Here is a 15,170-nt window from a genome sequence, read left to right as displayed (position 1 = left end):
ACGGTCTTCACGCCGGGTGTAGTGCGGCGGGGCGACCACGTCCCCGCCGGGGCTCGCGGTCTTGGTGGCGCCATCGATGGTGACCTCGGCCGTGACCGGGCCGTCGGCGATGTCGTCGTACCAGGTCGTGGTGTTGGCGACGCCGGAGATCTCCTGCTCGGGTTTCTATGCGGACATATGCCACTGGAAAGCCCAACCGTAGGATCATCCCCATGCACGCCACGGCATCGAGGCGTCGCAACGGACGTATGGATTCACGCCTTCGGGTCGCCCCGGCCCCAGGAGCCCGCCACCCCACCCCGGACCGCCGCCCAGGCGTGACCTCGTGTCAAGTCGCGGACCCCTGGCAGATGGAACAGGATGAAATCTCCAGCCAGAGGAGGTCAGCAGTGTCCGCTCCACACACACCGTCACGGGCGCCCGCGGCCGCCGTTCTTCGAGAGCGCGGCCCCGATCCGGTGAAGATGACCCTGTCGGTCAATGGCGCCGACCATACGTTCGAAGCCGAGCCGCGAGTCAGTCTCCTGGACGCGTTGCGTGAACGCCTGGACATGACGGGCGCGAAGAAGGGCTGTGACCAGGGGACCTGCGGCGCCTGCACGGTGTGGGTCGACGGGCGGCGGGTGCTGGCCTGTCTCACCCTGGCGATCGCCTGCGAGGACCACGAGGTGACCACGGTCGAAGGACTGGCCGAGGGCGACGAGCTGCACCCCATGCAGAGCGCCTTCATCGAGCAGGACGCCTTCCAGTGCGGTTACTGCACTCCCGGCCAGATCATGTCCGCGGTGGGTCTGCTCAAAGAGGGCCATGCCTCGGACGACGCCGAAATCCGGGAGTGGATGAGCGGCAACATCTGTCGCTGCGCCGCCTACCCCCATATCCGGGCCGCCATCCGCGCAGTTCGCGACCAGACCTGAGACCAGACCGAAGGAGCCCTGCTGTGCGGCCCATCAGTTACTCCCGCGCCAGTGTCGTCGCCGACGCGGTCACCGCCGTTTCCGCCGACCCCACCAGCGACTTCCTCGCCGGGGGAACCACCGAGATCGACCTGCTGCGGCAGAACGTGCTGCTGCCGCGCCGGCTCGTGGACATCAACGACCTGCCCCTGACCCAGATCGAGGACCGTCCTGACGGCGGCCTCTACATCGGCGCACTGGCCCGTATGAGCGACGTGGCCGAGGCCTCCGCCGTGCGGGAGCGTTACCCCATGATCGCGCAGGCGGTCGAACTCGGCGCCTCCGCACAGCTCCGTCATATGGCCAGCATGGGCGGCAACATCATGCAGCGTGTGCGCTGCGGCTACTTCCGTGACGCCATGTCACCGTGCAACAAGCGTGACCCGGGCAGCGGATGCAGCGCCCTCGACGGCTTCAACCGCGGCCACGCCGTCCTCGGCGTCAGCGATCACTGCATCGCCACCCATCCGTCGGACGTCGCCGTACCGCTCATGGCCCTGGACGCCCGCATCCATACGGAGGGCCCCCGCGGCCGGCAGGTCTACGGGATCGACGACTTCTTTCTGCTGCCCGGCGACACCCCGCACCTGGAGCACCCGCTGGAGCACGGCGAGCTGGTGGTCGGCATCGAGGTGCCGGGCCTGCCCATGGCCCGTACCTCCGAGTACACCAAGGTCCGCGACCGCGAATCCTATGAGTTCGCGCTGGCCTCCGTCGCCGCCGCGGTGACCGTGACGGACGGTGTCATGATGGACGTACGGCTCGCCCTGGGCGGAGTGGCCACCAAGCCGTGGCGGGCCCGCCGCGCGGAGGAGCTGCTGCGCGGGGCCCCCGTCGGCACCGAGACCTTCCAGCGCGCCGCCCGCGAGGAGCTCGCCACTGCCCGCACCCTGCCGCTCAACGCCTTCAAGGCCGAGCTGGCCCAGCGGACCATGGTCCGCGCTCTGGAGACGCTCACCAGCACGGGGAGTCCGTCATGACCACAGCCCTCGCGATCGGACAGCCCACCGACCGGGTGGACGGCCGCCACAAGGTCACCGGTGGCGCGCACTACTCGGCGGACATGCTCTTCGCCAACATGGCCTATGCCGTCCTGGTCGGCGCGCACGTGCCGAGCGGCCGGATCACCCATATCGACACCACCGAGGCGCTGCAGGCCGGCGGAGTGCTCGCGATCCTCACCCATGAGAACCTGCCCAAGACCGCCGCCCAGCCCCCGCTGCTTCCCTCGCTCGCGGGCATGCCCGCCCCGGGGCAGACCTTCTTCCCGTTCCAGGACGCGGTCGTGCACTACGCGGGCCAGCCGGTCGCCGTCGTGGTCGCCGACACCCTCGAACGCGCCCAGCACGCGGGGGCGTTGATCCGCGTCGACTATGCGGAGACGCCCTCGGTCACGACTCTCGACCAGGCCCGGGACGACGCCTACGAGCCCGAGGCGATCTTCGCGGGCTTCGTCCCCGGCCGGACGGAGCGCGGCGATGTCGAGGGCGGGCTCGCCAAGGCGGACGTGCGGATCGACGCCACCTTCGCCTACGCCGCGAACAGCCACAACCCCATCGAGCCGTCGGCCACCACCGCGGCCTGGGACGATGACCAGCTCACCCTCTACGACGCCACCCAGGGGGTCGCGGCCACCCAGCTCACCGTCGCGGCACTGCTCGGCCTGACGCCCTCCAAGGTGCGCGTCATCTCCCACTACGTCGGCGGCAGCTTCGGCTGCAAAGCCATGATCTGGGCGCACCCCGCCCTGGCCGCGCTCGCCGCACGCCACGTCGGACGCCCCGTCAAACTGACCCTCACCCGGGAGCAGATGTTCACCTCGGTCGGCCACCGGGAGGAGCAGGAGCAGAGCATCGCCCTGGGCGCGGACAAAGAGGGCCGCCTCGTCGCGCTGCGTCACCACAAGCTCTCGCCCACCTCGCACTTCGACGACTGGGCCGAGCCCTCCCTCGGCGTCGCGTCCCAGCTCTACGCCTGCCCGAACTACGAAGGCGTCTACCGGCTCATCCGTGCCAACACCATGACGCCGACCTTCATGCGGGCCCCGGGCGAGGCGTCCGGCATGTTCGCGCTCGAATGCACCATGGACGACCTCGCCCACGAACTGGGCATCGATCCGATCGAACTGCGCCTGCGCAACTACTCGGACACCGACCCCAACACCGGCAACCCCTGGTCCAGCACCGGCCTCAAGGAGTGCTACCAGCGCGGCGCGGAACGCTTCGGCTGGCATCGGCGCAACCCCGAACCCCGGTCCTGGCGCGACGGCAACTGGCTCATCGGCCACGGCATGGCCGCCGCGGGCTACCCCGTCTACGGCCCGAGCAACCCGCAACGGGCCCGAGCCCGCCTGTACTCCGACGGCACCGCCGTGGTGCAGGCCGCGACACCCGACTTCGGCACCGGGGTCACCACCGTGATGACCCAGGTGGCCGCCGACGCCCTCGGTCTCCCCCTCGACCGTTGCCGCTTCGAGGGCGGGGACAGCATGCTGCCCACCATCGCCGCGGCGGTCGGCTCCTCGGGAGCGGGGATGATCAGTGCGGCCGTCCACACTGCGGCGACCCAGCTGCGCGACCAGCTCGTGGCGCAGGCCATCGCGGACACCCAGTCACCGCTGCACGGCGCCGATCCCGCCGGCGTCATCGTCCGGGACGGCCGCATGATGCTGCGTGACGACCCCGGGACCGGGGAGGGCTACGGCGAGCTGCTCCACCGCAATTTCCTGCCGGACGTCGAAGCCGTCGGCTCCTGGTCGCCGTCGCCGCAGAGCAGCAACTACGGGATGATGACGTTCGGTGCTCAGTTCGCGGAGGTGGCCGTCGACCCGGACCTCGGGGTCGCCCGGGTCCGCCGTATGGTCGGCGCCTTCGCTCCCGGACGGGTCCTCAACCGCAAGACGGCCGGCAGCCAGCTCATGGGCGGAATGCTCTGGGGACTGGGCCAGGCCCTCCTGGAAGCCAACTCCATGGACCCGCTCCGTGGCCGCTGGGTCGCGTCCAGCCTCGGCGACTACCTCGTACCGGTCAACGCCGACGCCCCCGAGGTGGAGATCGAACTCATCGAGGTGGAGGACAAGGTCGTCAACCCGCTCGGCGTCAAGGGCGTCGGCGAGGTCGGCCAGGTCGGCGCCGCCGCGGCCATCGCCAACGCCGTCCACAACGCCACCGGACGACGCGTCCGCAAACTGCCCATCACCATCGAAGATCTGATGTGAGCGGACGCTCCGGGCTGATGTGAGCGGACGTCCGGGCCGCAGACGGAGGCGGCCCGGACGTCCGTCCTTCCGGACACCACTGGAACCACCCCGAACACTCCCCCTCCTCCCCTCCGAACACCCCTCACCACTACTCAACTTTGACTAGACTCCTCGGTGTGACCGAGAAAACCATCCCCATCCTCCCCTGCCATGCGATCCAGCCGGTGGTCGAGTTCTACACCGCGCTGGGCTTCGAGACGACCCTCCTGCAGAAGAGCCCCTACCCGTATGCCGTCGTCCAGCGCGGCACCATCGAGTTGCAGTTCATGGGCATGAGGAAGTACGACCCGAGCCAGTCCTACTCCGGCTGCTACGTCCTCACGGACGACGTCGACGGGCTGTACGCGACGTTCCGGGACGGGCTCAAGGAGGCGTACGGGAAGATCCCGAGCCGCGGACTGCCGCGCATCGGACCGTTGAAGAACACGTCTTACGGAGTACGACAGTTCCTCGTGTCCGACCCGGGCGGCAACAGCATCCGCATCGGCCAGAAGATCAGCGAGGACCTGCACCACCGTCCGGCCCCGAAGGAAACCTTCGCGCGGGCACTGCACATGGCCGATCTGTTCGTCGACTCCAAGGAGGACCTGCAGGGCGCCGCGAAGATCATCGACCGCGTACTGCGACTGCGGGACGAACGCCCCACCCCGGCACAGCATCTGCGCCTGCTGGTGCTGCGCGCGGACATAGCCCAGCGGGAAGGCGACGAAGCATTGGCCGCACGGCTGCTGACGCAGGCAGCCGAACTCCAACTCGCCGAGGAGGACAGGGAGTCGGCGGGCGATGCCCTGGTACGGCTCGCCGAGTTGCGGACGTAGGCCGCGTCGTCGGCAGTGCCGTCGGCCGCGTCCTCGACCGTGTCATCGCCGGTGCCGTTGGCCGCGTCGTTGGCGGTGTCGTCGGCGGTGTCTTGCGGCTCGCTCGTCTTGCCGATCGCTTGGGCTCGGCGGGAACACCGTCCTGACCCCTCGCGTTGTGGTCTGCAAGGGGCGCTCGCAACCCTTAGGGGTTTTCGCTCCGCAACCCCTAAGGGTTCTCACAGCTGCCACTGCTCTTGTGACGACCCGCACGGACACGGTAGCGCCGGCGTGCGGGATAGCACCCCGTTCCACCCCGTTCCACGTTGCCTCCGGTCGTGCTCGTCCCGTCAGTGCGCGGCGAAGTCCTGGATCCACCAGGGGCCGTCGGAGGCGGCGTTGACGCCGACGCCGATGTGGGTGAAGGCGCAGTCGAGGATGTTGTCGCGGTGGGCGGCGTCGCTCATCCAGTCGGCCATGACGCGGGCGGCGGTCGTCGGGCCCTTGTGCAGGTTCTCGCCCCACCGGCTCCACGCGTAGCCCGCAGCGGAGATCCGGGCGTCCGGTCCGGCGCCGTCCGGGCTGACGTGCTGGTAGTAGTCGCGGGCGGCCATGTCGTCCGCGTGCCGTTGGGCGGCGGTGTGCAGCTTGGCGTCGACCTGCACGGGGCGGCAACCGTTCCGTTCCCGCTGCGCGTTGACCAGCCGGGTCACCTGTTGTTCGAGGCTGGGCGGCCGGGAAGCCGGAGCCGTCCGGGTGGGCGGCGGGGACGTCGTCGGCGGTGCGGTGGTGGGTGGCGGGGTGGCCGGGGAAGCAGATGGCGCAGGGGGTGACGGTGTGGTGGTGGGTGTCATGGTCACCGTGGGGTCCGGCGCGGCAGGGGCTTCGTCCGGCGTCAGCCAAGGCAGGAGGACGAAGGCGGCGGCCGCGACGAGCAGAGCAGCTGTGCCCCCCAGGATGACGTCCCTGGCGCCGGGCCGCCGGGGACGGGATATCGCCTCGTCGGCGCCGAGCTGCTGGACGGGGTCGGTGGGGTCCGGGCTGGATGCGGCCGTTTCCTCCATGTCGCCCAAGGAGTGCGGGGCAGCGGGAGCTTGCAGCACCGGGACCAGGCCGAGGCCCGCGAGCAGTCCCTCGGTGGGCAGCATGTCGGACGAGTGCCGCGAACACGTCCGGCAGTTGCGTATGTGGCGGGCTATGCGCTTCCGCCAGAGCGCGGACGGCACCTCGTCCCACGGCCCGATGAGGGTCTCCAGACCGGGACAGCGCGGCGTGGCGGCCAGCGCCCGCACCACGAGCCGTCCGGTCTCCAGCTGTTCCTTCACACGCTGGACGCGGACCGCCGCGTGCCGCGGGGTGATGTCGAGCGCGGCCGCCAGTTCGCTCCGGGCGATCTCGCCCGCCGCCTCCAGCCACCACAGGGACAGCAGTTCCCGGTCGTCGGCGTTGAGCCAGCGGGTGGCCTCGGCCGCCTCCCGGCGCTGACCGGACAGACGCAGCCGCCAGATGGTCGTGTCGACGAAGTCGGCGCCCGGGTCCGCGACATCGAGCGCCTGGTCGAGCCCGACGGCCCGGGACCGGCCATGGTCCGCCCAGCGCCGACGGACCTGATTCATCGTGATGGCCACCAGCCAGGAGCGGAATGCGGCCGGGTCGCGCAGGTCGCCGAGCCCGTCCAGCATCCGCAGCATGGTCTCCTGCACCACGTCGTCGACGTCCACGTGCCCGTCGAGGGCCCGGCCCACGACGTTGTAGACCAGGGGCAGATATTCCGCGATCAGCCGCTCCCGGGCCTGTTCGTCGCCGTTCCTCGCCGCCGCGACCACCGCGGCTCCGCATTCCCGCTCCGCACCTACGCCTGTGCCCACGTCTGTCCGCTCTCGTCCCGTTGTCCCGCGCTTCAGGAGGACGCGCCGAAGTTCTGGGTCCACCACGGACCGTTCGAACGAAGGTTGATGCCGACGCCTATTTCCTTGAACGCGCAGTTCAGGATGTTGTCACGGTGCCCAGGGCTCTTCATCCAGCCCGCCATGGCGGTTTGCGCGTCTTTGGGGCCCTTGAAGATGTTTTCGCCGTACGTACTCCAGCGGTAGCCGGCGGACGTGATCCGGTCGCCGGGGCCGATGCCCTCGGGGGTGGTGTGGCCGTAGTAGCCGCGGTCGGCCATGTCGTCGGAGTGTCCCTGCGCCGCGGCCTGGAGCTTGGCGTTGACGGTGAGCGGGGAACAGTCCTTCTTCGCGCGCTCCGCATTGACCATCTCGACGACTTGCCGCGCCAAACGGCCGGTGGCACCGCCGGATCCGCCTGGCGGGGTGCTCTTGTGAGGTGCGGTGCGGGGGCGTCCGGTCTCGTCGTCAGATGTGGTCTTGGGCTTGGCGGTCGTACGGGGACTCGGCGACCTGCCGGCGGCGGTCTGCTCCCGGGAGACCTTTCTGTGGGGTTTGACGGCCGGTGCCTTGGACGGCGTTGGGCTCGCGTCAGGCACGGCGGAACGTGCGCCCGGTATGGACCCCGTTTCGGCCTGCCGTGCCGCTTCGGCTGCCGCACGCGGAGCATCGGACGTGTCGTCGGCGAGCGACCGGGTGACGCCGTAGCCGCCACCCAACACGACCGTCACCGCGGCCACACCGCCCGCCGCGACCACCCAACGGGGCCTCCGCCCCCGGTGTGCGCCGCGCCGTCGGCCGTGGCGGCCTGCGGTCTGCCGGGGCTGCTGCGGGTCGTTGGCCGGGGCCTCGGCTTCACGAGCCATCGCGGGGTCACGATGCATGGCCGGTTCACGGTTCATGGGGGGGTTCACTCTCCGGTACGGGTCTTCCTGCGTGTTGGTCCAACACTCAGGAGACCCGGCAGCCGGACGCCGATAACAAAAATTCGCCGACGCGGTTCACCATGGTTGGTGCCGGGCGCCGGGCCGGTGCCGTCGGCCGGAGTGGAGTTTCCCGACGGAGAGGCCAGCATGATGTTCCCGGCGGAGTCGGTGCTCCTGAACGGCCAGGGGAACCCGAGCCGGAGTTCAGTCGTCCTTCTCGTCGGATACGCCCTCATGACAGTTTCGTCAAGAACGCCCGCAGAACCGATCAAAAACAGTCATTGACCGATCAGCTTCATTACGTTTCCCGTAGATAGTAGTCAGAAAGCGCTACATATCCCCGCCCAGACCACCGGATGTTGAGGCGCCGTGAGCCCTGAAGGAGAAGGTATGCGACCGTTCGCTCTGAGCTTCGCCCGTCCGGTGGCGCAGACGTCGTCGTCCACCGTTCCGTATACGTACGACGCCACACGACAGTTGAACGTGCTTCCCGACGGCCGCCCGGCGACGTCCAGCCGGGCGGTGCTGCTGGCCACCGGCAGCACCACCTCCACGGCCGGTTCCAAGACCCACTTCGACGACTGAGCTCCGATGACCGTCCTGATTCTCACCTGCGAGGAGGACTTGACGGCGGACATGGTGGTGGCGAGGCTGCACGAACTCGGCGTTCCGCTCATCCGCCTCGACCCCGCGGACTTTCCCGGCGAGGTCGCCCTGTCGGCGGAGTACGTCAAGGGCGACTTCGAGGGATACCTCAAGGCAGGCGAACGCATGGTGAGTCTGAGCAGTCTGCGGTCGGTGTGGGTCCGCCGCCCCGACACCCCCGGGGCCCATGCCCCGGAACCGTCCGCATGGCTCACAGGCGAGTCCGAGCATGCCCTGTACGGCGTGCTCGACTGCACCCGGGCACGCTGGATGAACCATCCCGCCGCGGCCGCACGAGCACGCCGTAAGCCCTGGCAGCTGCGCACCGCCCACCACAGCGGATTCGCCGTGCCCCCCACGGTCATCACCTCGTTCCCCGGGGTCGCCCGGGAGTTCGCCAGGACATATCAGGATGTCGTGGTGAAATCGGTGTCCGGCAAGCACCCCAGTGATCCGCCGATGGTGCTGCCGACCACCCGTATCACCCCGGACGTGGACTTCTCCGGCGTGGCGGCCGGCCCGACCCAGCTCCAAGTGCTTATCCACAAGCGGGCCGATATCCGGCTGACCTGCGTCGGCGGGCAGCTCTTCGCCGCCCGTAAGAAGTCCGACCCCGAAGAGGTCGACAGCCGCTTCACCGAGCACTGCCTGTGGGAGCCCACCGAGGTGCCCGACCGGATCCGCCATGCGGTGGACGCCTATATGCGCTCCGCCCACATCTCCTACGGGGCCTTCGACTTCGCCGAGGACGCCGACCGGACATGGTGGTTCCTGGAGTGCAACCAGGGCGGCCAGTTCGGCTTTGTCCAGCTCGACACCGACCAGCCCATCACGCAGGCCGTGGCCTCCTGGCTCGCAGCCGCGCCCCCGCCCGGTTGACGGCGGGCCCGCGAGGGCGCCCATCGGCCGACGGAGAGCCCGGCCATCCCCTGAGGAATAATGCGGGCATGCGAATTTCGGCCAGAGCGGACTATGCGGTACGTGCCGCGCTGCAACTCGCTGACGCCGGGGACGCGGGGCCGCTCAAGGCGGAGGCGATTGCCGACGCTCAGGACATTCCGCACAAATTCCTCGAAGGCATCCTCAACGACATGCGCCGGGGCGGACTCGTCCTGAGTCAGCGCGGCGGCAACGGCGGCTACCGGCTGGCGAAGGCCCCGGAGGCCATCAGCATCGCGGATGTCATCCGCGTCGTGGACGGGCCGCTGGTCGCGGTACGCGGCGCGCGCCCGCCGGAGTTGTCCTACAGCGGCCCCGCCGAGTCGCTGCTGCCGGTGTGGGTCGCGCTGCGGGCGAATGTCCGCCAGATCCTGGACGGTGTGTCGCTGGCCGATGTCGCCTCGGCCGAGCTGCCCTCCCGGGTGACCGCGCTGGCCGAGGACCCGGCCTCTTGGACGAACCCGTAGGACGCCACCCCGGCGCGGTGCGCCCACCTCAGGGCGCGCCTGCTGCCCCTCCAGCATCATCCGGATTCCGATACGCCATTGTCCATCATTTGAACACCCCTTGCCGCAAAGGCGGCTCCGGACGCACCCTATTCTCTACCAATCAAGTGGGAAAACTAGGGAATCGCGAAACCAGGGACTCGCGGGGAATCCGGTTCCGGGAGGGGACGGTGAACGGCGCCATGCCGAAGCGGTCCGCTGCGGCCCCCGCCGCCCCGGAGGGCAACGCCCCGTCGGAGGGCGGAATGTGGTCCCGCGTCGCCCGTGAACTCGCGGATGATCTCGCCGTCGACGCGGCCGTCCGCGACCGGGCGGGCAAGGCTCCGTTCGACGAGGTCTCCCGCCTGCGCGAAGCCGGACTGCCCGCTCTGCTGATGCCGCCGGGCGCATCCGGGAGGGGCTGTGACTGGCGGACGGCCTGTGCGGTCATCCGGGAGATTTCGGCGGCCGACAGCTCCATCGGCGAACTGCTGGCCCGGCACTACGTCCTGTCATGGAGCGCCCGGTTCTTCGGCACCCCGGAAACGGCCGACGGACTCGAACTCCGTGCGGCGACCGGGCAGTGGCTGTGGGCCGGGAGCACCGACGTCACGGGGACGGAGGAGGAAGCGGAGGCGGGAGCCGGGACAGGGGCGGAGCGCGGGCCCGAGCTCAGGCTCACGCCGAGCGAGGACGGGTATGTCCTCAACGGGCGCACGACGCTCGCCGCCGGTGCCGCCGTGGCGGACCGGCTGGTGCTCGGCGCGGTGTGCACCGCGACGGGCGAGTCGCTGAGCGTAGTCGTGGATCCGGCCTGTCCCGGCGTGACGACCGACCCGGCGCACGACCGCCTGGGGCAGCGGCTCAGCGGAGCGGGCAGCGTTGGCTTCGACGGCGTCGCGGTGGCCGATTCTCAGATACTCGGCGCCGTTCCGCGCGACGAGCACGATGTCTCCCCCTTCGCCGCGCTCGCTCCCTTGGCGCTCCGGCTCGCCCTTGTCCACGTCGCCTTGGGGATCACCGAAGGGGCGCTGGCCGAGGCCCGGGACGTCAGTCGCGCCACGCCGCGCACCTGGCCGACGATCGGTCCGGACGACCGCGGGTACCCGAACCGGCCGGGCCGGGATCCCTACCTCCTGCTCGCCTACGGGGAGTTGGTGACCGCCGCCCACACCGCCGCGGCCGTCGCGGAACCGGCGACGGAAGCACTGGCGCGAGGGCTCCTCTCGGGGCGGGAACTCGGCGTCGACGAACGCACCGATATCTCCGTTCTCGTCGCCGCGGCCGAGGCCGTGACGAGCCGGTCCGCCGTGCACATCACGACCCGCATCCTGGAACTCGCGGACGGCACCGCCGACTCCCCCGCCGAAGGGCCGGGGTTCGAGAGGTTCTGGCGCAACGCGCGCGTACTGACGGCACAGGGCTCGCCCACCCACAGGCTCCGCGACATCGGCGACCACTATCTGAACGGCACACGACCGCCCGTGACGCTGCATATCTGAGTGCCGACGCGCGGCGCGTCCGCGCACTGACGGTGACCACTGGTCCGCACGCGGCGGGTGAGACGGTCGTCAACCCGGGGCCCGCCTGCCGACACCTCTCGACTCTTCCCCCGCATGCAACCAATCACGAAGAGTAGGTGTTCAGTTACATGAAGTCGCAGCCTTGAAGCGGCAGTCGTGAGGTGGAAGTGGCTGTCGTCAATGGCAGGCGTGAAGCACGCAGACGCGCAGCAGCAGTCACAAGGTTGCCATTGTGGTGGGGAGAGACATGACCGCGGAGCAGACCATCGCCGGAACCGAGTGCGGCACCGAGGTGGTTCAGGGGGATGACCGCTATCAGGCCCTGAGGAGGGGATTCAATCAGCGCTTCATCGCGACTCCTGACTATGTGTCGGTAGTCGCCTCGACCGACGAGGTCGTGTGCGCACTCAACAAATATCTGGCGAGCCATCGTTCCGACGAGAGTCCCGAAAGGCGGATCACGGTCCGGTCGGGGGGCCACTGCTACGAGAACTTCGTCTGCGGCGACGACGTGGGCGTGATCCTCGACCTGGGACGGATGGACCGGGCCTACCTGGACCAGCAGACGGGCGCGTACTGCGTGGAGGCCGGTGCGAACAACTGGCGTGTCGCCACCCACCTCTACGCCCCGTTCGGCGTCGCGCTCCCCGGCGGATCCTGCTACTCCGTCGCCGCCGGCGGCCATGTGTGCGGCGGCGGGTACGGGCTGCTGTCCCGGCAGCACGGGCTGACCATCGACTATCTCTACGCGGTGGAGGTCGTGGTCGTCCGTGACGGACAGCACGCGGAGGTGGTGATCGCGCGCCGTGACTCGTCCGATGAGCAGCTGCGGAATCTGTGGTGGGCGCACACCGGTGGCGGCGGCGGGAACTTCGGTGTGGTCACCCGGTACTGGTTCAAGGGCCTGCCCAAACCCCCGTCCCAAGTCCTGCTGCATGCCATCGCATGGCCGTGGGCGGAGCTCAAGGACGAGCCGGAGAGCTTCAAGTCGCTGGTGCGCAATTACGGGCTGTTCTTCGAGTACGAGAACACCACCGAGCTCCCGGAACCCCTCCGCGGCGACTTCAGCGATATGTTCACCCTGCTGAAGCTGACCAACTGGGCCAACGGCAAGGTGGGTCTGATCACCCAGCTCGACGCCACCAGGCCGGACGGCGTGCGGCGGCTCAACGCCTTCCTCGACTGGGTCACCCAGGACCTGGGCGTCGCCCCCACGCCAATGGACCGGCGCATGGGTGAGCACGCACCCATGGCCGGACTGCACGTACCGACCCGGCTGCCCTGGCTCACCGCCACCCAGACGCTCAACGGCTCCGGCGACAACCAGTGCGGCAAGTACAAGTCGGCGTATATGACACGCGGATTCACCGAGCCACAGCTCACCGCCATCCACGACCACCTGACGCGCGACGCATACGACAACCCGCAGGCGCTGCTCCAGGTCGACTCCTACGGCGGTGCCGTCAACCTCCCCGGAAGCGCCGACACGGCCGTCTACCAACGCAGTTCCGTGCTGAAGCTGCAGTATCAGACGTACTGGAGCTGGCAGAAGGACTCCAACAAGGACGGTGTCACCGACTATCTGGATGCCGCCGTCGATCCTTCGATCGCGGCGCCGCATGTGAGCTGGATCCGCGAGTTCTACCGCGATGTCTACGAGGACACCGGCGGCGTGCCGATTCTCTCGCCGGATGACACCGGCGACCGCGCTATCCAGGAGACGGTGACCGACGGGTGTTACATCAATTACCCCGATACCGACCTCGACGACCCCGAGTGGAACACCTCGGGGCAGCCCTCGCACCGTCTCTACTACGGCGACAACTATCAGCGCCTCCAGGAGACCAAGGAGTACTGGGACCCCCGGAATGTCTTCCGCCACGCCCAGTCCGTCCAGCCGTTCACCCGGTGAACGGCACCGAATGAGCCCGGGGGCTCGCGGTGGCCCCGGGGCGTGTCACCGTCGGTCACCTCGGCCCACCACCGGTGCCGGTGATGATGACGGCAAGCCCAGGACGCTTGAATGTGCAACAAGCCGGTTCGGGCCCGGCAGCACCGGGCCCGGCAGCACCGGGCCCGGCAGCACCGGGCCCGGTGACTCGGGTCGCTTCCGGCCCCCGCCCGGAGCACTCTGGATACGTGACCGTGTAGCCCTGAACCAAGCTGTGAGGTGCCCGATGAGCACTCTCGAAGAACAGATAGACATCGATGCCCCCCTCGACAGAACCTGGGACACTCTCCACCGAGTGGAGAGCTATCCCGCGTTTGTGAACGGCGTGCGTGAGGCCCGCCCGGAGGGCGAGAACAAGGCGCACCTGGATCTCACCGCGGGAGGCCGGGCCCGGGAGCTGGACGTCGAGACCAGCGACCGCGGGAAGGAAATGGTCTGGCACACCACAAGCGGTCCCGACCTGGCGGGAACGGTCTCGCTGCTGCCCATCGACCGGGATCACACCCGGGTCCAGGCCCGGTTCGAGTACCAGCCGGAGACCATCAAGGAGGAGTTCGGAGGACCGTCGGGCTTCGCGCAGGCGGCCGCGATCGAGCGGGGCGTCCGCAGTGATCTGCAGCAATTCAAGGAGCTGGTGGAACGGGAGAGGAAGCAGTAGCGGAAGCAGGAGATGACAGCAGTGACCGGGGCGCGTGGACCTGCCCTCCCCCTCCCCCACCGCGGACGTCACACGCACTTCCGTCGCCATCGTCGACAGTGTCGGCGTCGGTCCCGCCGATCTCACCGTGGTGAACCTGCTGCCCGTGCTGAATCTGCGGTGCGCGCGCCGGCCGAGTGTGAGCTGGCCGGTCGGCTGCTCGAACGGGCCGAAACGTCGAACGGGACGAAAAGCGGGAGGAGTTCGAGTCCCGGTTCGGCGGGGAGCGGCACACCTGCCGGACGGCGAAGTGTGGGAGGACGCGTATGAACGCTGGGACAGGCCCGCCGACCAGCGATGATGGCGGCTATCCGGGCTACTGTGCGGAGCACTCCGGGGGGCTGGACGAGCTCGATACCCACCTGACACGGTGCCGGGCCTGCCCGAGGCTGGTGGCCTGGCGGGAAGAGGTCGCCGCTACCCGGCGGCGGGCGTTCCGCGACGAGGAGTACTGGGCCAGGCCGGTCCCCGGATTCGGTCCGCCGGACGCGGCACTGGCCGTCGTCGGTCTGGCGCCCGCCGCGCACGGCGGCAACCGGACCGGCCGGATGTTCACCGGTGACGCCTCCGGTGACTTCCTCTTCGCCGCCTTGCACGCCGTCGGCCTCGCCTCCCAGCCCGAAGCGACACACCGGGGCGACGGGCTGGAGCTGTACGGGGTACGGGTGACCGCGCCGGTCCACTGCGCCCCGCCGCAGAACAAGCCCACCCCCACCGAACGGGACACCTGCCGGCCATGGCTGTCGGCGGAGCTCGCACTCCTCGCTCCGAGCCTGCGCGCAGCGGTCGCCCTGGGTGCCTTCAGCTGGCAGGCGCTGCTGCCCGCTCTCGGCTCCGCGGGATGGCGGGTGCCGCGCCCCCGGCCCGCGTTCGGGCACGGGGCGCAGCTGACGCTGCAGGCGACCGACGAGCGGCCGGAGCTCCGGATCCTGGGGAGCTATCACCCGAGCCAGCAGAACACGTTCACCGGGCGTCTGACGTTCGCCATGCTCGTCGATGTGCTCACTCGCGCTGCCGAGCTCGCGGGGCTGCGAAGCCAGGGGACTGGGACTGGACAGGGCAGGAGCGCTGGATAAGGAAAGAGGCGAAGGGACGGGACAAGGCGC

The 15,170-nt window shown here is 69.5% G+C and carries 13 protein-coding genes; 11 read left to right on the top strand and 2 right to left on the bottom strand.

Annotated elements, in window-relative coordinates:
- Positions 1-389 precede the first annotated feature (389 nt).
- From K9S39_RS38655 to K9S39_RS38640, 4 genes are all read left to right on the top strand, one after another.
- Positions 390-917 carry a (2Fe-2S)-binding protein gene (locus K9S39_RS38655; protein WP_248867956.1) on the top strand — a complete coding sequence of 176 codons (528 nt, stop codon included), beginning with the start codon at positions 390-392 and terminating at the stop codon, positions 915-917.
- A 23-nt stretch (positions 918-940) separates the two neighbouring features.
- Positions 941-1,936 (top strand): FAD binding domain-containing protein, encoded by a 996-nt coding sequence (locus K9S39_RS38650; protein ID WP_248867955.1) that lies wholly within the window; start codon positions 941-943, stop codon positions 1,934-1,936.
- The gene (locus K9S39_RS38645; protein WP_248867954.1) at positions 1,933-4,173 is read left to right on the top strand and encodes a xanthine dehydrogenase family protein molybdopterin-binding subunit; all 2,241 of its coding nucleotides are present in this window, start codon (positions 1,933-1,935) and stop codon (positions 4,171-4,173) included. The genes K9S39_RS38650 and K9S39_RS38645 overlap by 4 nt, the downstream gene beginning before the upstream one ends.
- 158 nt (positions 4,174-4,331) lie before the next feature.
- On the top strand, positions 4,332-5,033 hold the full coding sequence (locus K9S39_RS38640; RefSeq protein ID WP_248867953.1) for a bleomycin resistance protein: 702 nt from the start codon (positions 4,332-4,334) through the stop codon (positions 5,031-5,033).
- Between the two features lie 329 nt (positions 5,034-5,362).
- Here the strand turns inward: K9S39_RS38640 and K9S39_RS38635 are convergent, their stop codons facing one another.
- Both K9S39_RS38635 and K9S39_RS38630 read right to left on the bottom strand, forming a co-directional pair.
- Entirely contained in the window at positions 5,363-6,880 is a 1,518-nt protein-coding gene (locus K9S39_RS38635; protein ID WP_248867952.1) for a sigma-70 family RNA polymerase sigma factor, read from the bottom strand.
- Positions 6,881-6,912: 32 nt separating this feature from the next.
- Positions 6,913-7,764, bottom strand: a complete 852-nt coding sequence (locus K9S39_RS38630) for a CAP domain-containing protein (RefSeq protein ID WP_248867951.1) — start codon at positions 7,762-7,764, stop codon at positions 6,913-6,915.
- Positions 7,765-8,214: 450 nt separating this feature from the next.
- Between K9S39_RS38630 and tgmA the strand changes: the two genes are divergently transcribed.
- The 7 genes from tgmA to K9S39_RS38595 all read left to right on the top strand — a co-directional run bounded on the left by tgmA (position 8,215) and on the right by K9S39_RS38595 (position 15,140).
- Entirely contained in the window at positions 8,215-8,409 is a 195-nt protein-coding gene (tgmA, locus tag K9S39_RS38625) for a putative ATP-grasp-modified RiPP (RefSeq protein ID WP_248867950.1), read from the top strand.
- Positions 8,410-8,415: 6 nt separating this feature from the next.
- The gene (tgmB, locus tag K9S39_RS38620) at positions 8,416-9,348 is read left to right on the top strand and encodes an ATP-grasp ribosomal peptide maturase (protein ID WP_248867949.1); all 933 of its coding nucleotides are present in this window, start codon (positions 8,416-8,418) and stop codon (positions 9,346-9,348) included.
- Between the two features lie 68 nt (positions 9,349-9,416).
- Complete coding sequence (locus tag K9S39_RS38615; protein WP_248867948.1) at positions 9,417-9,875, top strand: RrF2 family transcriptional regulator; 459 nt, start codon at positions 9,417-9,419, stop codon at positions 9,873-9,875.
- A 221-nt stretch (positions 9,876-10,096) separates the two neighbouring features.
- Positions 10,097-11,395 carry an acyl-CoA dehydrogenase family protein gene (locus K9S39_RS38610; RefSeq protein WP_248867947.1) on the top strand — a complete coding sequence of 433 codons (1,299 nt, stop codon included), beginning with the start codon at positions 10,097-10,099 and terminating at the stop codon, positions 11,393-11,395.
- Between the two features lie 268 nt (positions 11,396-11,663).
- Entirely contained in the window at positions 11,664-13,328 is a 1,665-nt protein-coding gene (locus K9S39_RS38605; RefSeq protein WP_248867946.1) for an FAD-dependent oxidoreductase, read from the top strand.
- Between the two features lie 265 nt (positions 13,329-13,593).
- Positions 13,594-14,025: an SRPBCC family protein gene (locus K9S39_RS38600; protein ID WP_248867945.1), complete on the top strand. Its 432-nt coding sequence runs from the start codon at positions 13,594-13,596 to the stop codon at positions 14,023-14,025.
- A 305-nt stretch (positions 14,026-14,330) separates the two neighbouring features.
- A complete protein-coding gene (locus K9S39_RS38595; protein WP_248867944.1) occupies positions 14,331-15,140 on the top strand; it encodes a uracil-DNA glycosylase in 810 nt (269 codons plus the stop codon).
- Positions 15,141-15,170 lie beyond the last annotated feature (30 nt).

This window comes from Streptomyces halobius (genome assembly GCF_023277745.1).
GTDB classification, from domain to species: Bacteria; Actinomycetota; Actinomycetes; order Streptomycetales; family Streptomycetaceae; genus Streptomyces; species Streptomyces halobius.
This window is presented reverse-complemented; position numbering and strand designations above follow the sequence as displayed.

Excerpts from the sequence above, each read along its gene's own strand:
- K9S39_RS38645 (WP_248867954.1), top strand. The coding sequence starts at position 1,933 with ATGACCACAGCCCTCGCGATCGGACAGCCCACCGACCGGGTGGACGGC.
- K9S39_RS38630 (WP_248867951.1), bottom strand. The coding sequence starts at position 7,764 with ATGGCTCGTGAAGCCGAGGCCCCGGCCAACGACCCGCAGCAGCCCCGG.
- tgmA (WP_248867950.1), top strand. The coding sequence starts at position 8,215 with ATGCGACCGTTCGCTCTGAGCTTCGCCCGTCCGGTGGCGCAGACGTCG.
- tgmB (WP_248867949.1), top strand. The coding sequence starts at position 8,416 with ATGACCGTCCTGATTCTCACCTGCGAGGAGGACTTGACGGCGGACATG.
- K9S39_RS38615 (WP_248867948.1), top strand. The coding sequence starts at position 9,417 with ATGCGAATTTCGGCCAGAGCGGACTATGCGGTACGTGCCGCGCTGCAA.
- K9S39_RS38610 (WP_248867947.1), top strand. The coding sequence starts at position 10,097 with ATGCCGAAGCGGTCCGCTGCGGCCCCCGCCGCCCCGGAGGGCAACGCC.
- K9S39_RS38605 (WP_248867946.1), top strand. The coding sequence starts at position 11,664 with ATGACCGCGGAGCAGACCATCGCCGGAACCGAGTGCGGCACCGAGGTG.
- K9S39_RS38600 (WP_248867945.1), top strand. The coding sequence starts at position 13,594 with ATGAGCACTCTCGAAGAACAGATAGACATCGATGCCCCCCTCGACAGA.
- K9S39_RS38595 (WP_248867944.1), top strand. The coding sequence starts at position 14,331 with ATGAACGCTGGGACAGGCCCGCCGACCAGCGATGATGGCGGCTATCCG.